Here is a 20,223-nt window from a genome sequence, read left to right as displayed (position 1 = left end):
CTAGTTACTCGCCGTTACTCGCCCTTGGAGTGGGTGACCATCTCATCCCACTCGACATACTTCTTGCGTTCGCGGCCCTCGGCCTCGCCAGCGGCGCGTTCCGCAGCATCGAGCTTGTGCCAGCCCTCCCAGTCCAGGTAGTCGATGCCTTTGGACTCCAGCAGCTCGTTGATAGCGGACAACTCCGGCTTCGACGGGTTGAATTTCTTGCCCTCTGCGGCATCGGCCAGCAGATTGGCCACGGCCTCGTTGGCATCGCCCTTGGTATTACCAATCAGGCCGACCGGTCCGCGGCGAACCCAACCGGTGGTGTAGAGGCCAGTGATGGCCTCGGCTGCTTCATCCTCGGTGTTGTCGGATTCGATGACTCGACCACCGACGTTGGAAATGACATTCTTCACGTTGTCGAACGGGATACCCGGCAGCGCATCAGAGCGGTAGCCCACGGCGGAGTAGACAGCGCCGACCTTCCAGTCGGTGGTCTCTCCGGTCGGCCGCAGCCCGCCAGCACCGTCGTATTCCATGCGCTGAGTGCGCAAGCCTGTCACATGCTGCTGGCCGTCGGTACCCTCCTCGCTGAGGATTTCCACTGGCGACTCGAAGAAGTGAATGTAGAGCTTGTGCGGTGCGTTCTTCGGCTCACGGATGGCGTAGTTCTCCAGGATGGTGCAGACCTGGTCGGTGATCTTGGAGTTGCGGCGCATGATCTCGGATGCAGAGTCGTAGTCAATATCGCGTGGATCGACCACGACCTCTACGTTCGGCGAGTAGTCCAGTTCCTTGAGCTCCAGCGGAGTGAACTTGGCCTGTGCCGGCCCGCGACGACCGAAGACGTGGACTTCCTTGGCCTTATTGGTCTTCAGAACCTCGTAGACATTGTCCGGAATCTCCGTGACGTGCAGTTCCTCGCCGGTCTTCGCCAGGATTCGGGAGACGTCCAGCGCGACGTTACCGACACCGACGACGGCCACGGACTCCGCCGAGAGGTCCCAGGTGCGCTCAAAGAGCGGATTGCCGTCGTAGAAGCCCACGAATTCACCAGCACCAAAGTGCTCCGGCAGATCCGCACCCGGCGTTGGCAGCGCGCGGTCGCCGACGGCACCGGTGGCGAAGATGACGGCGTCGTAATGCTCCTTTAATTCGTCGAGCGTGATGTCCTTGCCGAACTCAACGTTGGAAAACAGGCGCAGCTCCGGCTTTTCCATCACACGGTGTAAGGCCATAATGATGCCCTTGATACGTGGGTGGTCAGGGGCGACGCCGTAGCGGATTAGACCGAATGGAGCCGGCATCTTTTCAAACAGATCGACTTCCACGTCAGTACTGGATTTCATCAGTGCATCGGAAGCATAAACACCGGCCGGGCCAGAGCCAATTACGGCAACGCGGAGCGGGCGATTCATGAAGCGTGTCCTTCTTTCTCTAATGCTTTACGACGGCCACGAGACCGCGGCGTAAGTAGCTGCCAGCGGTGACCTCGTGGGGAAAGGAGTTATTGGTGAGCTATCGGTTTATTCGACATTCCCAATGGTAGCGCCCCCAATCGTAGCGATAACTTACGAAAAATCGAGAGGCGAGCACCACATCATCGGTGAGATGCTTTTGAAGGCGTACAAAACTAAATGTGACCTTAGTCACGTCCAATGTGGGAATTTGGGATAGTTCACTAGAAAAACCGCCTAAAAGGCGCGATTGTGCGGGAAAATTGTTGGAATCTGTGGGGAAAAGTGTGGCTACCAGGGGTAACCAAAGAGGTTTGAGTCCGTCGTGAGATGTAAGGTGACTCACAATAAGATGAAAATAATGATTTGGGACTCAGCGGGATTGGAAGCTCAGCATGATCTTGAGCCTCCGGCAGTCCAATGGCTCGAGCCAAGTCAACGTTCAAATAAGTCAACGATTAAGCGCAGTGCGAGAAAGGAACGTCGGTGAGCGATAAGAACGCCCAAGCGTCCACCAACAACTCCGCAGTCCTGATTACTTCAGTGGACCGCGCAGACGATCTACAGGATGTCATTACGGCATTGTCTGAGGCACTGGGTGGGGCACGTTGCCTCCACACTGTCGGTGGGGCTCACGGCGCCACTGTGGATCAGGTTGTTGTGGATCCGGAATCCGCGCTTGACACCATCGTCAGTGCTGTTGAGGACGACCGCGCTGCTAACGAGGGGGCGGCTGTTCTGACCGGCTCCGGCAACCTCGATTTTGACTTCCGCATCGCCACCGTCGCCGGTGCCGGTGTCATCGTTGTCGCTGGTGGCGAGGGCTGTCACACAGAGGCCGCAAAGGCTCGCGTTCGTTTGGCGCTCAGCAGTGCAGCTCAGCGTCACAGCGAGGTACTCGCTGTTGTTCTCACAGGGGAGGAAGCAGTCGAGGCTGCTAAGACTCTCGATCTCGACGTTCCCGTTGTTGCCGTTGACGATGCTGAGGGGCTTCGCAAGGTCGTAAGCCGCGAGGTCACCGCAGTGATGACTCCACAGCGTTTCCAGTGGTGGCTGTTGCAGCGCGCCAAGACTGATAAGCGCCACATTGTGCTGCCAGAGGGGGATGATGACCGCATTCTTGAGGCCGCTGATTACCTCCTGCGCGAGGACATCTGTGAGCTCACTATCCTCGGTGACCCGGATGCTATGAAGGCGCGCGCCGCCGAACTTGGTTTTGACATCGACGCCGCCCATCTCTGGAACCCACAGACCTCCGAATATGTTGAGCAGTTCGCGGAACAGTTCGCAGAGATGCGCAAGGCCAAGGGGGTCACGCTGGAGCAGGCCCGTGAGACGATGCAGGACATCTCCTACTTTGCGACGATGATGATTCACAACGGGCTTGTCGACGGCATGGTGTCCGGTGCAGCCCACACAACTGCGCACACCATTCGTCCGTCCTTGCAAATCATTAAGACCAAGCCGTCGGCTTCCACGGTGTCGTCGCTGTTCCTCATGGTTATGGACAACTCGCTGTGGGGTTTTGCGGACTGTGCGGTGCTGCCGAAGCCGGCTCCGGAACAGCTGGGTGAAATCGCGGTAGTATCCGCCGAGACTGCAGCTTCCTTCGGTATCGACGCCCGCGTCGCCATGCTGAGCTACTCCACTGGAGCATCCGGCACAGGTGAGGATGTTGACCGTGTGAAGGCGGGTTTGGCCAAGGCCAAGGAGCTGGCCCCGGACCTCGCTGTCGATGGTCCGCTGCAGTTCGATGCCGCTATTGACCCGTCTGTGGCTGCGAAGAAGATGCCGGATTCCTCCGTTGCGGGTAAGGCAACTGTTTTCGTGTTCCCGGATCTGGACGCCGGTAACATCGGTTACAAGATTGCCCAGCGCTGTGGTGGTGCATTGGCAATCGGCCCGATTCTGCAGGGCTTGAACAAGCCGGTCAACGACCTCTCTCGTGGCGCCACGGTGCCGGACATCATCAACACGGTTGCAATTACCGCTATTCAGGCTGGAGGAAACTAATTATTATGTCCCGTCACGTACTTGTTTTGAACTCCGGTTCCTCCTCTATCAAGTTTCAGCTGGTAGATCCAGAGAAGGACTCAACGCAGCCGCCGTATGTCTCCGGTCTGGTGGAGCGCATTGGCGAAGAAGACGGCATTATTAATCTGAAGTTCTCCGGACAGAAGATTGAAATCACTGAGCCTATCGCTGACCATGCCAGTGGCCTTGACCGCGCGTTCGAGCTGATGGATGAGCACGGTGTTGGTCCGGAGTCGGTGGATATTGCCGCCGTCGGTCACCGCGTCGTTCACGGTGGTCGCCTGTTCTCTGGACCGGAGCTGATTACCGACGAAATCGTCGGCATGATCCGCGACCTTATTCCGCTGGCGCCGCTGCACAACCCGGCCAATATCGTAGGCATCGAAGAGTCTCGCAAGCTGCTTCCGGACGTGCCTCACGTCGCCGTCTTCGACACTGGTTTCTTCCACACCATGCCGCCAGCTGCTGCTCTGTACCCGCTCAACGCAGAGGTCGCATCGAAGTTTGATATCCGTCGTTACGGCTTCCACGGCACCTCGCATGAGTTTGTTTCCAAGCAGGTGCCGGACCTTCTGAATAAGCCGGCAGAGGAAATCAACCAGATTACGCTGCACCTGGGTAATGGTGCGTCGTGTGCGGCTATCCGAGGTGGCCAGGCGGTGGATACCTCGATGGGGCTGACTCCGCTGGCTGGTCTGATGATGGGCACTCGTACCGGTGACATTGACCCGGGCGTCATCTTCCACCTCTACCGCAACGGCATGAGCATCGATGAGATCGACAATTTGTGCAACCGCCAGTCTGGTTTGAAGGGTGTCTCTGGTGTCAATGACTTCCGAGTCCTGCAGGAGCGCATGGATGACCACGACCCGGATGCTTGGGCTGCATACCAGATGTATGTTCACCAGCTGCGCCGCTACATCGGCTCGTACATGCTGATTCTCGGTCGTCTCGATGCCATCACCTTCACCGCCGGTGTCGGTGAGAACCACGTCGGTATCCGCCGTGATTCGATGGCTGAGCTTGAGAACTTCGGTATCAAAATTGATGACGAGCTCAACTCCCAGCCGAATGACGGCCCACGTCTGATTTCGGCGGATGACTCGAAGGTCAAGGTCTTCGTGGTACCGACCAATGAGGAACTGGCCATTGCCCGCTACGCAATGAGCTTCGTGGACTAGTTCTTTGGACCGGAACCCTGACGAGTAGGCAGGGTTCCGGTAACCCGTAATCGACGGCTGCCGTGTACCTCACCTGTTGAATCCGCGACTGTAACTCAACAAAAAATGAGCTCGCCTCCACTGCCTTCCAAACTGGAAGAATCTAGTGGGGCGAGCTCATTTTTCACCGCCAGGGAAACTGCGCCTATGCCTCAATAGGCTCAGTCACCTGTTCATTATTTCAACGCATCAGCGCGGGTAACTACCAGATGTAGACGCCGTCGCCGACCTGCAGAGTGTTGAAGTACATCACGGCATCATCGTGATTCAGATGAATGCAGCCGTGGGACATCTGATTGACCGAACCCTCGTGGAAAGCCTCACCGTCGTTGGTGAAGTACACAGAGAACGGCATCGGGCCGTTGTAAGGAACCGACCACTCATCGCGGACCTTGCGGGTAACGCTCAAGTGGCCACGGGTGGTTTCGTAACCTGGCATACCGGAGGACATTGGCACCGGGCCGTAGGTGATGTTGCCGTTTTCCTGCAGCCAGGTCTTCTGGTTAGCCAGGTCAACGCATGCGCGGGCGCTCGGCGGGCACGGGTTGTTTGGCTCTGGGCGTGGTTCAGGGCGTGGCTTCTGCTCTGGCTGTGGAGCAGGGGCAGGCGCCGGCTCAGGCTGCGACGGCTCGTCCTGGCCCCCCAGCAAACCGAAAATCTCGTTGACGACGCGGGTGGCTTCGGCCTTCTGTGCAGCTGGCAACGGCAGGCTGTCGATGGCGTTCAGCAGCTGAGTTTTGACCTTGTCCGCCACCTGCTTGTTGTTTTCAGCGAACTTGAAGTTTTCATTAATCAGAGCGACGACCGAATCCGGCAGCTTCACCGAAGAGGAATCCAGTACCTCAGAGAGCTCAGGGGCAAGGTCGCCCGAATTCAGAGTCGAGATCTCCGGCAGCTTGAGGTCCCGAACACTCTGGCTAAGCGACTGCAGGTCTGGAGAAACCGGCAGGGCAACGGCAGTGCCGGCCCCAATACCAAAGGCGGTGGTGAGGGCTGCAGCGCTGATAATTACGCGCTTAGCGCTGCGGAGAGAGGATTTCGAAGAGGCAAACATAGAGGATATCTTAAACCACGAAAGGCAATTCTCTCTTTATTCACCAATTCTGGGGTGGCGCTCAGGCCCACAACAGCATGTTTGACCAGGTTCGGTAAGGAGCTGTTAGAGAGCTAACGCCAAGTCCGTGGCCGAATGAGATTTGCGATATCCACCAAGTTGTAGCGGTGTCGCGGAAACTGCGAAGAGCGTGCCAGCATCCGTAAGTCTTTTTCCAATCCTTCACGCAGGCCGGCCACGGTAAAGGGCGCATCGAAAAGACCATTGGAGCTAGCTGCATGGTCGAGGTTCGAGCTGCGCAACCAGTTCAGCGCGGACGCCATCACGGCGATGCGCAGCTGTGGCATGCGCGGTTCATTCGTCGGCAGCTCCACCAGACGACGCGCAGCACGGCGAATTCTCGATTCAGTTAACTCGGAGGGCATCCCTGAGGTGAGCATCAGAATCGTCGTCAAACGTGCCATGCGATGGTGACGGGAGTTACCGGGTACGCGGTCAAGCTGGGAGATAGCCATTTCGTGTTGGCGCTCAGAGGCCAGCTGACGAGCTAGCCCGAAGGCGGAGGATACCGTCGTCGGGTTGGCCGCCCACACGACGGCGTAGAGACGCAGGGTGTTGAAACGAATCGTCTGAGGCGACAGGGACTCGCTGGCCCAGGCGGGGGAGAAGATCTCGGGCGTATCGGCAGCGACATTATCCAGCGCGCTGCTCAAGTTCGCGGCGGCGCGGGCGACAGCGGGCTCGAGGAGAGATGCGTTGGCGATGCCCAAGCGCTGTTGAATCAACTCGAGAGTCGCTGCCAGCGCCAACTTCGGGGCGGGCTCGCCGGGCAGCATCGTCAGCACGTGGTGGAACGAGGCGAGGGCATCGTTGAATTGGTCGAGAAGCAAATAAGTCACGCCCTCGTACCAGTGGTAACGCCAATCGCGCTGCAAACGTTCAGAGACATCGCGGAGGCTGTCGCGGGCCTCATCAATTAATCCGAGGTCCAGTTTCGCACGCACGATGCCCAGTGGAATTTCCACGGAAGAGCCATACTCGGGTTCGGACAGCGCATTGGTCAGTGTTTCGATAAGTTCGTTGGGCTCTGTAAACGACGAGGCACTCAAGATGCGCGCACCCGGATCTGTCGGGTTAATCAGTGGTACAGGCAGCGCGAAGGTCACTTCTTGCGGAGTGATTTCCACGCCGCGGGTGATGCCGTCGACAAGCTGATCGGTGCGGAACACCAGGTGCTTGGTGCCGTACGTGGAACGCTGCGGCGAGAAATTCGACACCGCCTGCGGGAATTGCACGCCGTCGCGCACCGCCAGAATCTCGCGCAATACGCCGATGAGCTGCACACTCATCTCTTCGGCAGAACCGAAGCGAGCCTCCGGGTTCTCGTGGCAAGCGCGTAGTAGGAAGCGGTAGAGCGAGTAAAAACGGCGGAATAGAGGCTCTTCGACAGGTGAGGGTAGCCCCGGGTCGTAGATGCCGTTGGTCGCCGGCAACTTCAGAATCAGCGAGGCCAGCGTGCGGCCGACTGTGTAGATATCGCTGGCAATCGTTGGTCCCGTCGTGGCAATCTCCGGCGCCTGGAAACCGGGCGTGCCGTAGATATGGCCGTAGGCGCCGATGCCGGTGACCGCGCCAACGTCGATAAGCGTGACGTGGTCTTCGCTGAGCAGCACGTTGTCCGGCTTCAAATCGTTGTAGACAACGCCGCGCGAGTGCAGGTAATCCAGCGCGGGGAGCAGCTCCAGGATGTAGCCAATCGCTAGGTCACAGGGCATGACGCCGTCTGGGTAGCTCCGTCGCTGCTTGCGTAACGACGGGCCGCCGACGTACTCCATCACAATGAAGCCGGTGGCGCTGTTGGCGTCCGTCTCATCGATGAAGTTGATAATCTTCACAATTCCCGGATGCGAGATTTCCGCGAGGAACTCGCGTTCCGCCTGGACTACGGCGAAATCCTTCTCGTTTTTCGCTGCCATCATGCCCTTGAGCACGACCCAACGATCCGAGACATTGTGGTCAATCGCCAGGTAAATCCAGCCGAGCCCGCCGTGGGCAATCGGGCCCACGATCTCGTACTGATCCGCCACGATATCGCCGGCTTTCAGGCTCGGCGCCGGCTTATTCGTCGCTCGAATCTTCTCATCACTCATTACTGCATCGCGCGGATCCTGCGTTGTGATGTACGGCAGGTGCACCATGCCGTCGGCGACAGTGCGTCCGCGGTGTGCATTCGATCGCCTCCGGCGGAAGTCCTCCAACGCTTTCCGGTGCGAGGCCATCGACGGATCTGGCGTCTGGGCGCCGGGTTGGGTCGTCGCGCTTGACGACGAGCCCCCGCGCCCCAACAATTCGGCGATATCGAACTCTTCGTCATCGTCATCATCGTCCGCAAAAGGGTCGAAGGCGACAGCGGCAGTGCCGGGCTCTTGTTCGTCGTCTTCATCGGCGAATGGGTCGAAGGCGACGGCCTGAGTGGCAGCTGCCTCTGCCTCTGCGTGAGCATCCTCCTGGGGCTCCGGCGTGTACTGGGGATGCTGGGCTTGCTGGGCATGCTCGGAGTACTGGTTTTCGTCGCTCATCGGTTATCCACCTCGCCTTCTGGAGCAGCTTCCGGTGTGGGGGAGATTCCAAGTATGTCTTCGTCGTCGCTGTACTGTGGCGATGGCTGTGTACCGCTTGGCAGGAAGGGGCCGAACCAAGTGTCGTAGAGGGACTGCCAGGTGCCGTCGCTCGCCATACGCTCCAGGGTCGCGTTGATTTGGCGAACTAGGCCTGGGTTCCCCTTGGATACACCGGCCGCGTAGCTTTCCTCGTTCAAGCCCCGCTGGACAATGGCGGTAGCCGGATCTTGGTCGTTGATACCAGCGAGGATGGTGTCATCGGCAACGACAATCTCTGCCTGGCTGTTTTGAAGTGAAATGAGGCAATCCGACCAGTTACCGACCAACAGCAGCGTATTGTTCGGCGAGAGCCGTCGAATCAAATCCTCGGTAGTGGATCCCCGGGAGACACAGATGCGACCGTCCTCGACGTCCTCGGGGGAAGCATCGCCACCCGGCGAAGAGACTAGAACTCCAGCTCGTGCTGTCAAATACGGTGTGGAGAACAGCACCCTTTCGCGCCGGGCATCGGTGACCGTCATAGTGCGCAAAACGACATCGACAGTGCCGTCTTCGAGTGCGGCAGTGCGTTCGTTGCTGTCGACGAACCGAAACTCGACAGCATCGGGATTGTCAAAGATGTCCCGGGCAATCTCTTGTGCCAGGGATACTTCAAACCCCGAGAGCTCTCCGCTGCTGAAGTCGCGGAAGCTGAGCAGGTTCAATGATTGGTCAACACCAACGATGATGCGGCCGCGCTGGTAAATCTCCGGGATTCGCTCTTCCGGTGTTTGGTCATCGGGGGCGAGTGTGGACAGATCTGGGGTGTTGGCTTCTGCCGCAGGCTTCCTCGAGGAGGCTTTGTCGTAGAACGCGCCCGGTGGCAGGGGGAAGTCACCGGTGGCCTCCAGGATTGTGCGCGAGTAGGGATCGTCGGCAAGCGAATCGGTCGCGCAGGCACTGACGGTGAGCCCGGCGATGGCGAGTGCACCAAGGACGGCCCTGCGCCGCCAACCGGCGAGACTGTGGAGCGACGGGGAGAACGAAACAATCATAGGTACTCCAGAAGCCGGTGTCGGAAGCCGAAAACAACCAGAACTGCCGCGATGACGGTCAGCGTAACCGTGGCGAGGGACAGTGCCGCGATAGCGCGACGGGATTGGTCGAGGTTCTCACGGGCGGTCAGGCGGGACTCGGCGATGGAATTCTGTAGCGACTCATCGACCTGGTTGAACGCAGTCGCCGACGAGCTGGCATTATCCACATCGGTCGCGATGCGAACCGCACCGGCGTAGTCGCCTGAACTCAAGTGCTCCATCATCAGGTTGTGGCCGGACTCCCAGCTGTAGATACCGTGGATGGCGGCTCTGACATCGTCGTCCGGCGCGTTGGCGTCCACTCTTTCCAGCTCGCCGACCAGGGTGCGCACCGACTGCGAGAAGGACTCCGCATCCGCGGGCTGACGGCGCACTAAGCCGAGGGTTTCGCTGGCGCGTAGCTGCTGGGCATCAATGCGTACTTGGGTTAGGGCATGAACGTCCGGGCGCTGCTCTCCGAAGAGGGAGTTAGACTGCCACGGCTGAGTGGTGGCGATTCCCACACCGACAAGTGCGATGGCCATCAGCATGGTTGCACCAAACAGGCCGACGTTGAATAGTCGACCGGTGCGGCGAGTCAGCCACCACTGTGTGATTAGCAGCATCAAAATTGCCGCTGCCAGGCCTGACATCGGGAAAAGAGGCGGCTTCGATAGTTGGCGCTGCTCCTCATTAGTGGTGGTACTGGTGCGTTCGTAGAGCGATTTTGCAGCTGGCAGAATCTGGACCTGCATCAAGTTTGAGGCAGAGGCGAGGTACGCGACACTGACGGGGTTGCCCTGGCGCGCATTCGCGCGAGCTGTCTCGACCATGCCGGTGTAGACCGGCAACAGTCGCTGTACAGTCGCGACATCCTTCATCTCTGGATCATCGACGTTTTCAATGCCCGTAGCTGCGCGGGTAGCGGACATGGATGCTTGTGCGATGACATCGTCGAAGTTGCTGACCAAGTCCTGGCTGCTGTTGAGCGTGCCGCGGGAAAAAGCGGTGTTGGCCGACGCATCGGCAATCGTCAGCGAGGCATAGAGATTCTGCGAGGCATTGGCCATCGGCTCGCTCAGCTGCGAAATGCGGGTGAGCTGCTGCTGGCGTTGCGAGGTTGTTTGCCACATGGATAGGCCGGCGGCCAGGATTGCGACGATGAGGATGAGGGCGACTATGGTCAATCGGCCCGGCGACGTTATCAAAAATGACGCTGACCGGCGCACATACGTGGCCGACGGGCCGAGCTTGTCGTAGAGGCGCTCACCGAGAAAACGTGTCAATCTCCGGTTGCGCGGGCCAATCTCCAGGGCATCCACGCGCAAGTCTGTATCGCGCGGAGAGTCTGCTAGGGCTGTTGGGGTTGTGGCCGTTGCTGGGGCATTAGCCGAGGACTCTGTAGTTTCCAGAGCAGTTGATGGTGCCGCACTCTCGGTAGCCGGGGTGGTGTCGGGAGTATCTTTCGATTCTTTTGCCGCCTGAGCCGCAGTGTGTATGTCTAAGCTTTCGCCACCGGGAGTGGTGCGACCGCTGAAACGAGTTCGGCGTGGAGCACGATTCTTGCGGTGGAATGGGTTTCGGTTTTTGTCGTGGGCACGGGAATGAGGCGCACTTGAAGTGGTTTCACCCATGTGCACGTGTCCTTCCGACGTGACCGAAGTCGCCTGCGACGATCTCTCCGCTCAGAGCAACGTTAGTTCCTTGCAAATCTTAGTCGCTCGGGCTTGTGACGGAAAACACAAGGGTATCTGGCGTAGGGTGGAGACATGCTTCAGGATGGAAATGGTTGGGCAGCCGGCCCCAACGGTACGCGCTGCTGGGGACGCTTCGGAGCTGCAGGGCTGCTGATTGTGAGCCCTCAGCGCACGGTGCTTATGCAGTATCGAGCTGACTGGACATCGTTCCCCCTAACGTGGGGTGTTCCTGGTGGGGCTTGTGATTCTCATGAGACTCCTGAGGCGACCGCGCTGCGTGAAACGGCTGAGGAAACTGGGCTGCTGGAGCATCAGCTTCGCATCCTCGACACGCAGGTCACCACCGGGCCCTTCCCGGCCGATCCGGACCGCCCCGAGCTCGCCGGCGGCTGGAAGTACCACACGGTCTACGCACTAGCTGCCGAAGAGCTGGAGACGAATCCGAACGAAGAGTCTCTAGAGCTGCGCTGGATTCCGCTTGACGACGTCGACAGCCTCAATCTGCTGCCGCCTTTCGTGGAATCGTGGCCCCGGGTGCGCGCGCACCTCGAGAAATTGTTGGAGGCCCTTGGCTAGGTGGCTAAGGTCTGAGGTTAACACCGACCATTGAGGCTGCACGCTGAGATTTGGCACACCAAAGCCGCTCCCCGGCGCGACTTTTAAGTCGGGAGAGCGGCTTGTCTACTTGTTGCTTACTTGGAGTCGGCAACTGCTGCTGCGCCAGCAGCCAGCGCGGTGACGGTCAGGACGGACGGCCATGCGCCAATCTTCTTAGCCAGCGGGTGTGAGAGGCCGAAAGCGCCGAGGTAGGCGGCCACCAGACCAGTGGCTCCCAGGGCGCCGGTCTTTGCGTTCCAGGTGCGTGCTGCATATGCGCCGGCGGCGCCCAAGATGACGCCACCGAGCGGGCGAATGCCTGTTTCGCGAGCGGTGAGCCAGCCGCCGATGAGGCCGGTGGCCACCAATGGAGCGGTCTTTACGTCTTTTGCCTTCTTCAAAGTAATAGCCATGAGCATCATCGTACCTAGTAAGAAGGGTTTAGCGGCGCGCTTTTAGAACGGCTCCTGGCGGCGCTGGTGCTCCTCAACATAGCTTTCCGAGTGCTCCGCCAGCTTCAGCAGCGAAGGCAGTGCCTTAATTAGCGCACGCACGTCCTTTTGCGACATTGTCCGCACAATTTCGTACACCAGCGCACCCCAGTGGTCGATAAGCTGCTCCAGCAGGGTCTCGCCATCGCTGGAGACATAGAGGTTCTGCGCACGGCGATCCTTTGCATTGTTCTCGCGTTCAATCAGCCCGTTGTCGAGTAGGCGGCGGACTGTTGCCGAAACGTTGGACGGGCGCAGGAAACGCAGGCGTGCAATGTCGGATACGCCGCAGCCCGGGTGGGTCGAAATAAAGTGCAGTACTTCCATTTCCGACTGGGAAATGTCCATCCTGGCATTCGGGCGCTCACCGAGGCGGCGAGTCGACGCAAGGAAGTCATACAGGCCGATGGAAATCTTCTGCACGCTTTCGCGCAGGGATTCATCGGACTCAGTTGAGTCATCCGCGGTGGGGAAGCCGCTCGCTGGCTCCGGGGTAGTGGTGCGCTGAGGGGAGCGTGCAGAAGTCATGATCTTCCTTCCCGACGTAATGAATTGATGTTCTGAATAAACACCTTATATCGTCGAAATAACTTTCTGTGGTGAAAATTTGTAGATTGAACAAAAAGTTAGACTCATAAGTGTTGTGCGGGTGCTTTATCGCCCATTTCTGCCCCTGATTTTAGGGGCTGGCAGCAAAGACTCCGCTTTACGACGGCCCCAGCGACACCCCCTAGTAGGAACTAGGCCTACGCGCTTTTCCGCCCGTTTATCTACACTTCGTAATCCACAATCACCGGAGCATGGTCGGATGCGCCTTTGCCCTGACGCTCTTCGATGTCGATGAATCCGGCGGACGCCTTTGCCGCGAGGTCGGGGGAGGCGAGCTGGAAGTCGATGCGCATGCCCTCATCCTTGAAAAAGCGGCCAGCCTTGTAATCCCAGTAGGTCCACTGGTTTGGGGTGAATTGGCGAGTTACTTCCTTCATGCCCGCCTGCTCCAGCGCATAGAAAGCTGCGCGTTCAGGCGGTGTGACGTGTGTTTTCCCTGCGAAGGCTGCCATTGACCAGACATCGCCGTCGGTCGGGGCAATGTTGAAGTCGCCGCCCATCATGAAGGTGGCCTCCGGGTCGTCGTCAAGCGTGGCGATGATGTGCTGACGGAGCCGCTCCAGAAATTCGAGCTTGTACTCGAAGTGCGGGTCGGTGATGTCGCGGCCGTTCGGGATGTAGAGGCTATGGACGCGCACGCCACCGCAGGTAGCGGCGATATGGCGGGCCTCCAATGCGGGAGTTGCGTCGGGGTCCTTGTTGAAACCCGGCTGACCGGGGAACTCTGCCTGGATGTCCTCAAGGCCGACGCGGGAGATGATGGCAACGCCATTCCACTGATTCAGGCCGTGGTGGGCGACTTGGTATCCCAGCTCTTCAAAAGCAGCGGTGGGGAATTGGTCGTCCTTGCACTTGGTTTCCTGGACGGCCAGGACATCAATGTCATTCCGGCGCAGCATTTCCACCATTCGGTCGAGGCGAGTTCGAGCCGAATTGACGTTCCAGACACAGATTCGCATATCAACGATTGTAAAAGGGGAACGAAACGGCGGCCTCATGCGTTGAACAAAGCAGTGACAAAATAGGCGGACAAAAACGGATAAGGTGGGCGGAAGCCCGGTAGGAAAGGGAGTTTCGAGGTTGGCTAACTGGGACGATCGCCGTTACGGCGGCGAGTACAGTCCGACGGATTACCTGGGTAGTAGTGGCAGGAACGCTTATCGGGAACACGACGCATATGCGGCGTACGATGCGGCAATGCCGTATCAGGAAGTGCCATATCCGGTAGCAAACATTCCGGTCGGCTATGAAAGCGGGTACCCCGCTAGCTATGGGGTGTCTTCCTTCGGTGAGCTCAGTGCTAATCCCAAAGTCGCGCCGCTGACCGCTCAAATGGCAGTACACCTGGGCTTTGACCCCAATCTGGCCAATGGCTCAGTGGCACGTCGTGGTGGTGCGCTGTTGGTGGATTCTGTCATCTACACTGCATTGATTGCCTCCATTGCAGTTCTCACTAGCATCGTGGGGACATCGGACAGCGGCGTAATGGTGATGCTGATCAGCCTCTTCCTCGGTCCCGGTGGTTTTTACCTCTACCGCGTGGCGGGGGACTCCATCTTCGACGGGTCGCCGGGTAAACACGCCATGGGCATGAAAATCGAAGGTGCACACGGGATGCCAGTCTCAGCCCGCGATGGTTTTGTGCGCAATGCCTGGATTCTGCCGTCGATGATTCCGGTCGCCGGTTGGTTTGTCTCTGCGGGCCTGGCCGGCTGGATTGCAATGGCTGCCTCACGCGATCCGCTGGGGAGAGGTCGTCATGAACTCTCGGTCCACACCCGTGTGGTGGAAAAGCCGGAGACGCGCGAGCTGCCGCGTGGGCAGCGCCGCATGGGCAATCGCATGGGTAGCAAAGAGCAGCAGGGCAAGCAGCTGAAGCGGATTAAAAGGGTTAAGCGCGGGAAGTAGGGCAATCAGGGCGAGTAGCGCAGGGCCGAAACGTAACCCCCGGCCCCTAAGCCCCTGTCAGCTCCGCGTAGCGGTGCCGGTGGTGCTCGGTAAAACCGAGTGTCCGGTACAGCGCAATGCCAGCCTCATTTGAGCCCAATACCTGCAGATATGCAGAATCTGCCCCGTGTTGTGTGCCCCAGTGCATCATGTGAATTCCCAGTAGGGTGCCAAGTCCTCGGCGGCGCATATCGGCTGCGACTTCCACAGCGGAGAACCCGAGCCACACACGGCCGTCGTCCGATTCGGTCAGCGTGCCGCGCGTAATGGCTACCGTGCGTATGCCTTCAGGCGCATTGTTGTCAGGCACTTGCAGGCGTCCGAAGCACATGCGGCCATCAATTTCATTGCGCAGAAGCTGTAGTGCATGCTCGGGCAGCGTGGTACCGCGGAAATGGTAGAGCCCCAGCCAGTCGTCGTCAGGTTGATCAGCGATATCCACCTGCACGTCTGCAAGCTCGACGCTGTGCTCATCGAGCACCTGTTCGGCGCTGTGCTCATCAAGCACCTGTTCGGCGCTGTGCGATTCAGCTGCCAATTCAGCAGGCGGCAAATCCCCATCGAGTGAGCGCGTCATAACCACAATGTCCGGCCCGACCGTCCACTCCGGCCCCGCGACCAGCGCCTGTGCAGGTTTGGCGATTCTATCCGGAATCGCAATCCGCACCGGCAAATCGTGGGAATCGTAAAACGACTTAATCTTCTCCAACGGCACCGGCTGAGTGCTGGCTCCGGGTTCGAGCGGCAGCGCGGAGTTGGAACGCTCCGTAATGCCATCGCCGGCTCGCAGCAGCCAGCCCGACTCCACCACATGCGCGATACCCGGGAAGGCCTTCGCTGTCGCAGTTTCCACGGCGCGAATATCCGAATTGCGCACCGGATGATCCGGCAGGGCCTTCACAATCAAAATGTGCTTATCGCTAAAGTCCACCGCTGCCACGGATTCGTCGGCACGCACGCCAGCATGAACCTGCGGACGCACGACGAACGGATCCATGCTGAGCACATGCCCAATGACGTCCGTAGTCTTCTTGCCGCTGGCCAGCGCCTCTTCATCGGTCAGCGCACGCCGCACAATGACACGACGTCCCACCGTCACTTCACCGACGCCCCAGCGGGAAATCGGTAGCTTCTGTGCTGCATTTTCGCTTGCCGACGACTCCAATTGCCTATCCGCCACGATTTAATCCTCGTGGCCGAACGGATCGGGATCCACGCCCGGCATCCAGGTCAGGCCGCCCTCGGTCCAACCGGCGCGCTTGATTTCCTTCTTGGCCATGCGCTTCCAACGACCGGTGAGGCAATCGGTGTAGAGGAACCCATCCAGGTGGCCGACCTCGTGCTGCATGCAGCGGGCGAAGAAACCGGTGGCCTCGATGCGGACCTCTTCGCCGTTTTCATCCAGGCCGGTGACAACAGCCTTCTCCGCACGGTTGGTGGGGAAGGACAGGCCGGGCACAGAGAGGCAACCTTCGTCATCGGAGCCGTCGTCGTTAGGCATAGTCTTCGGGATTTCACTGGTGGTCAGCACCGGATTGATGACGCAGCCGCGGTGCCAGACATCGTCGTCATCGGGGCAGTTGTAGACGAACAGACGCTTGCCGACACCCACCTGGTTGGCAGCCAGCCCCACACCGTGGGCGCGGTCCATGGTTTCGTACATGTCCTCGATGAGCTCACGCAGCTCGGAGGCATCCTCGGTCACCGGCTGGGTAGGAGTGTGGAGAACGGGGTCTCCGGCAATCACAATGGGACGGATAGTCATGCCGCTGATTCTACTCGGCGTCCATGTTTTCTAAATCGCCTGGTGATGCCTGAGTTGTGTCAGGGAGTTGTAGGTGGGGCGTAGGTGAGGCTGGGTGGCTAGATCTGACGATGTATCTTCACTAAGTATCTGCATAGACAGTGTCGTGCAGAATAGAGGATCAGGGCGAGCGAGAAGGAAAGCGGGGTGCGGAAAGTGGTGAACAAGAAGCCCATAGGTGGCAGCCACGAACCTGAGGCCGAGCGGCGGCTTGACTCATCCGAGCATCTCGGACTCGTGGGTGATACCAGCGGCATTGAACCCGTTTTGGCTCAGAAAATGCTGGATTTTGAGAAAGAATGGCTGAAAGTTGCCCGCCGTGGACCGCGTATGGCCGGTGCGCGGCAGGAGGCAATTCGGCGTCGCTTTGCCGAGGACTTTGGAAACAACACAATCCGCTACCACCAGGTACTTTCGCGACTTCTCGACTCTCCAGCAGCCGAAGCAGCCGAACCCGTGTTGGTTCATCGGCTGCGCGCCGTGCGGGACAACCACGACGCATAAGGTTCAAGTTTCACTTCACGGTTCGGCGGCAGAACATATAGGATGTGGGATGTGTCTGACCAACTAAACCCTCAGAATTCGCCGCGTCCGGGCCGTCATCGACTCGATGACGACTACGACGACTTCGATGAGTACAGCGATTACGCGGAGGCTCCCGCCGCTGGCGGCGCTCACGCGTACTCCGAGCCGTCGGATGCTCAACACGCAGCTCCCAGATCTGCGGCCTCGGCCGCTGGCGCAGCCGCTGCTGGTGCTACCGCTGCCGCCACTACCGGTGCTGGCTCTCGGGCTGCTGCTAGCAATTCCGCAGCTGCTGATGGTGCTGATGACGGCGACATCGGCGACGGTGCCGGTGATGGCCGCTACATGCGCGTTCTCGCTATCGTGCTGCTCGCTATCGGCGTGTGCCTGGTCGCCTACGGTGCCTATGCACTCAGCACACGTGGCGACGATGCCGAGAACACCGGCCAGAATGACACCTCGGCATCCGCTCCGGTTGACTCTGGTGTGCCTGCTGACTCGGCCAACGGCAGTGATCCGGCAAAGGATGGTGCTGTTGGAGATGGTGACGGCGAGGTTCCGCCGCCGCCACCGGCAAATGAGCCAGGCAAACCGGTTCCTCCCGCTGAGAATCCGCCGGCACAGGATGAGGCCAACGAAGCGCCCCAGATTGACCGCAAGACTGTCAAGGTCAGTGTCCTGAATAACTCTGAGGTCGTGGGCCTCGCCGATGACCTGTCCAAGCAGATGGGCGAGCAGGGCTGGGGCGCCGGCGAGACCGGCAATGCTCCTGAAGAGAAGATGGGTGTGTGGGAGAAGACCACCGTCTACTTCGACCCGAGGAACGAAGAGGAAAAGGCCGCCGCTGAGCAGATCGCGCATGACAACGGTTGGGAAGCCGCACCTCGCGATGACCGCCTCCGGGACGCTCCGGCGGGAATCGTCGTGGTCGCCACTGACCCGGCTCACTAGACTCCCGGCCCACCAGGCTTTGGTCTCTCACTAAGGTTTGCGGCCTAAGCGTCAAAACCTGCCGCCGTGGTGCGAAGCCCCATAGCTTTCCAAGTCCCGCGTAAGCCACACATTTCATGGCTTACGCGGGGCTTTTGCATATTTTGCAGTCTCAAACAGATCACGGCTGAAAAAGGGGTACTAGAATTCTGCTAGTAGCCAGTGAGGTCTGTGAGGTTTTTATGTTCGCCGTAAAGCGTCGTCGTGTTGCTGTCGCCACCGCGTTGGGTTGTGCTGCAACACTGTTGGTGTCCTGCTCGGGGGTTGAATCCAGCAGCGACAAGGACGGGAACGCAGGCGCGTCGACAAGCACTGCGCCAGTGAGCGTAGATCCGGCTGCACCGAAGCTGACCGAGCGAGTCAGCGCCTATAACTTCATCCGAACAAACGACGACGGATCAATGAAAATGCTGGCAACTGTACAGGTCATGAGCGCCAAGGGATGGATGGGTCTTTCCGACGAAAAAGGTCAGTTCACTACCTTGGATAAGGGCAAGTACACAGTGCAGGCGCGCGGTGCATCTGGCTGCAGTGGCATCGGCAGCCCCGCAACCGAAGGGTTGGGTGTCATCGGCGAAGTGCACGTCGATGACAAACGGAATGCAGATGTCTGGAACGTTCCGTCCAAGGTGGATGAAGACAGTTTCACCACAGTTGCGCTTGTCGATTCCAACGGTGACCTTGCCTCCTGCGCAAAAACCGTCACCTGGACGGAGCCAACTGAGGAAAACGACTCCTAGTGTGAAAAAATAGCGGTATGACTGAGCAATTTTCCGGATCGGCGCAGCCATCACTGGGAGTGGAATGGGAAGTGGCGTTCGTTGACCGACGAACGCGCGACACCGCCCCCGCTGCCGCCGAGGTGCTCGACATCATCGATGCGGAGCATCCCGGACATGGGCTCCAGCGAGAGTTCCTCGCCAACACCGTAGAGCTCGTCACCGGTGTGCACACGAACGTGCCCGGTGCCGTAGCGGAGCTCCAAAGCCAGCTGGACATGGTTCTCGAGGCCGCTGATCGCGTTGGGGTGGATGTGTGGTCATCGGGCTCGCATCCGTTCGCCCGCGGTACTGCTCAGCAGGTCAGCGCTAAGGGGCACTACTCCGAAATCATCAACCGCACTCAGTGGTGGGGTAACCAGATGATCATCTGGGGAGTCCACGTCCATGTTGGCATTAAGGACTCCGAACGCGTTTGGCCGATCATTCAGGCCCTGGCAACGAAGCTGCCGCACATGTTGGCGCTGTCTGCCTCCTCACCGGCCTGGAACGGTGAGGACATGGGTTACGCTTCCAACCGAAGCCTGCTCTACCAGCAGCTTCCCACCGCTGGTCAGCCGCCGGCGATTTACACGTGGCCCGAGTGGGAGTCCTACATGCACGACCAGTCCCGCTCCGGCGTCATCAATCACACCGGCTCGATGCACTTGGACATTCGCCCGGCATCAAAGTACGGCACCATTGAGATTCGTGTCGCTGACGCTACCTCTAACCTGCAGGAACTCGCCGCTATCGTGGCATTGACGCACTGTCTGACGGTTTACTACGACCGCATGTGGGAGGCTGGCGAGGAGCTACCGTCGCTGCAGTCCTGGCACATCGCCGAAAACAAGTGGCGCGCCGCCCGCTACGGCATGGACGCGCTGGTCATCGTCAATCGCGATACCGACGAGCGGTGGGTTCGCGACGAACTCCGTGAACTTGTGGTTCAACTCGCCCCGCTTGCCGACGAACTGGGTTGCCGAGCCGAACTGGAATTCGTCAACAACATCGTGGAAATGGGCGCGGCATACGAGCGGCAGCGCACTGTGGCGGATGCGGCCGGGGCGCTGCCTTCCATGGCTACCGAGGACGACGTACGGGCGAACGAAGAGCGCATTGGCCACACCCCGTGGCGTGCCGCCGTGGATCTTGCGGTGCAGGAACTGCGCGCCGGGCATCCGATAGCGCCTGCAGATTTCCACGAGCAAGTAGACGACTAGCCGTCGTTAAGCGGTGTGTGCCCAGACAAAAATTAGTGACTAGGCCTATAGCACTTTTGGGGTGCATAAACCTAGCCACTAACTGAAGAAAGGCGCCCCCCCCTGGGCGGCCCCGGTCGAACCCGGTTCCGCTCCAGGTCGGGGTCCAATCTTGAC

Annotated in this window: 18 protein-coding genes; 8 read left to right on the top strand and 10 right to left on the bottom strand. The window is 59.3% G+C overall.

The annotated features are described in order from the left end of the window. Nucleotides 1–14: 14 nt before the first annotated feature. Entirely contained in the window at nt 15–1,403 is a 1,389-nt protein-coding gene (locus tag HMPREF2920_RS06945) for an FAD-dependent oxidoreductase (protein WP_069358957.1), read from the bottom strand. Between the two features lie 726 nt (nt 1,404–2,129). On the opposite strand from HMPREF2920_RS06945, the gene pta reads away from it, so the two are divergent. Together pta and HMPREF2920_RS06935 are read left to right on the top strand one after the other, a co-directional pair. Beyond that, on the top strand, nt 2,130–3,455 hold the full coding sequence (gene pta, locus HMPREF2920_RS06940) for a phosphate acetyltransferase (RefSeq protein ID WP_224783755.1): 1,326 nt from the start codon (nt 2,130–2,132) through the stop codon (nt 3,453–3,455). Between the two features lie 5 nt (nt 3,456–3,460). Next, complete coding sequence (locus HMPREF2920_RS06935) at nt 3,461–4,657, top strand: acetate kinase (RefSeq protein ID WP_049193781.1); 1,197 nt, start codon at nt 3,461–3,463, stop codon at nt 4,655–4,657. Between the two features lie 241 nt (nt 4,658–4,898). Here the strand turns inward: HMPREF2920_RS06935 and HMPREF2920_RS06930 are convergent, their stop codons facing one another. From HMPREF2920_RS06930 to HMPREF2920_RS06915, 4 genes are all read right to left on the bottom strand, one after another. After that, a complete protein-coding gene (locus tag HMPREF2920_RS06930; RefSeq protein WP_070854114.1) occupies nt 4,899–5,750 on the bottom strand; it encodes a L,D-transpeptidase in 852 nt (283 codons plus the stop codon). Between the two features lie 113 nt (nt 5,751–5,863). Further along, entirely contained in the window at nt 5,864–8,329 is a 2,466-nt protein-coding gene (locus HMPREF2920_RS06925) for a serine/threonine protein kinase (protein WP_070546056.1), read from the bottom strand. Further along, the gene (locus tag HMPREF2920_RS06920; protein WP_049193784.1) at nt 8,326–9,405 is read right to left on the bottom strand and encodes a glutamate ABC transporter substrate-binding protein; all 1,080 of its coding nucleotides are present in this window, start codon (nt 9,403–9,405) and stop codon (nt 8,326–8,328) included. Before HMPREF2920_RS06920 ends, HMPREF2920_RS06925 begins: the two co-directional genes overlap by 4 nt. Next, a complete protein-coding gene (locus tag HMPREF2920_RS06915) occupies nt 9,402–11,060 on the bottom strand; it encodes a hypothetical protein (protein WP_070601043.1) in 1,659 nt (552 codons plus the stop codon). Before HMPREF2920_RS06915 ends, HMPREF2920_RS06920 begins: the two co-directional genes overlap by 4 nt. A gap of 135 nt (nt 11,061–11,195) precedes the next feature. Here HMPREF2920_RS06915 and HMPREF2920_RS06910 point away from each other — a divergent pair, with 135 nt between their 5' ends. Further along, nucleotides 11,196–11,699, top strand: coding sequence for an NUDIX hydrolase (locus HMPREF2920_RS06910; protein ID WP_016421520.1), 504 nt, complete (start codon nt 11,196–11,198; stop codon nt 11,697–11,699). A 116-nt stretch (nt 11,700–11,815) separates the two neighbouring features. On the opposite strand, the gene HMPREF2920_RS06905 is transcribed toward HMPREF2920_RS06910, so the two are convergent. The 3 genes from HMPREF2920_RS06905 to HMPREF2920_RS06895 all read right to left on the bottom strand — a co-directional run bounded on the left by HMPREF2920_RS06905 (nt 11,816) and on the right by HMPREF2920_RS06895 (nt 13,779). Next, complete coding sequence (locus HMPREF2920_RS06905; protein WP_172620224.1) at nt 11,816–12,133, bottom strand: hypothetical protein; 318 nt, start codon at nt 12,131–12,133, stop codon at nt 11,816–11,818. 42 nt (nt 12,134–12,175) lie between these two features. Further along, entirely contained in the window at nt 12,176–12,739 is a 564-nt protein-coding gene (locus tag HMPREF2920_RS06900; protein WP_016421518.1) for a MarR family winged helix-turn-helix transcriptional regulator, read from the bottom strand. A 242-nt stretch (nt 12,740–12,981) separates the two neighbouring features. Further along, nucleotides 12,982–13,779: an exodeoxyribonuclease III gene (locus tag HMPREF2920_RS06895; protein WP_038626705.1), complete on the bottom strand. Its 798-nt coding sequence runs from the start codon at nt 13,777–13,779 to the stop codon at nt 12,982–12,984. Nucleotides 13,780–13,900: 121 nt separating this feature from the next. On the opposite strand from HMPREF2920_RS06895, the gene HMPREF2920_RS06890 reads away from it, so the two are divergent. Continuing rightward, nucleotides 13,901–14,728 carry an RDD family protein gene (locus tag HMPREF2920_RS06890; RefSeq protein WP_222865185.1) on the top strand — a complete coding sequence of 276 codons (828 nt, stop codon included), beginning with the start codon at nt 13,901–13,903 and terminating at the stop codon, nt 14,726–14,728. A 46-nt stretch (nt 14,729–14,774) separates the two neighbouring features. Here HMPREF2920_RS06890 and HMPREF2920_RS06885 read toward each other — a convergent pair whose 3' ends face one another. Next, nucleotides 14,775–15,947 (bottom strand): N-acetylglutamate synthase, CG3035 family, encoded by a 1,173-nt coding sequence (locus HMPREF2920_RS06885; protein WP_083308210.1) that lies wholly within the window; start codon nt 15,945–15,947, stop codon nt 14,775–14,777. A gap of 3 nt (nt 15,948–15,950) precedes the next feature. After that, nucleotides 15,951–16,532, bottom strand: coding sequence for a peptide deformylase (locus tag HMPREF2920_RS06880; protein ID WP_070429378.1), 582 nt, complete (start codon nt 16,530–16,532; stop codon nt 15,951–15,953). Between the two features lie 195 nt (nt 16,533–16,727). On the opposite strand from HMPREF2920_RS06880, the gene HMPREF2920_RS06875 reads away from it, so the two are divergent. From HMPREF2920_RS06875 to HMPREF2920_RS06860, 4 genes are all read left to right on the top strand, one after another. After that, nucleotides 16,728–17,075: a DUF3263 domain-containing protein gene (locus HMPREF2920_RS06875; protein WP_224783754.1), complete on the top strand. Its 348-nt coding sequence runs from the start codon at nt 16,728–16,730 to the stop codon at nt 17,073–17,075. Between the two features lie 51 nt (nt 17,076–17,126). Then, nucleotides 17,127–18,047: a LytR C-terminal domain-containing protein gene (locus HMPREF2920_RS06870; RefSeq protein WP_070601141.1), complete on the top strand. Its 921-nt coding sequence runs from the start codon at nt 17,127–17,129 to the stop codon at nt 18,045–18,047. A gap of 221 nt (nt 18,048–18,268) precedes the next feature. After that, the gene (locus HMPREF2920_RS06865) at nt 18,269–18,826 is read left to right on the top strand and encodes a hypothetical protein (protein ID WP_049169906.1); all 558 of its coding nucleotides are present in this window, start codon (nt 18,269–18,271) and stop codon (nt 18,824–18,826) included. 17 nt (nt 18,827–18,843) lie between these two features. After that, nucleotides 18,844–20,067 carry a glutamate--cysteine ligase gene (locus HMPREF2920_RS06860; RefSeq protein ID WP_049193794.1) on the top strand — a complete coding sequence of 408 codons (1,224 nt, stop codon included), beginning with the start codon at nt 18,844–18,846 and terminating at the stop codon, nt 20,065–20,067. The last annotated feature ends 156 nt before the right edge of the window (nt 20,068–20,223 follow it).

Source organism: Corynebacterium sp. HMSC075F02 (assembly GCF_001838335.1).
GTDB lineage: Bacteria > Actinomycetota > Actinomycetes > Mycobacteriales > Mycobacteriaceae > Corynebacterium > Corynebacterium jeikeium_D.
Note: the sequence above shows the minus strand (reverse complement) of the source record. Positions and strands in the feature narration are given on the sequence as shown.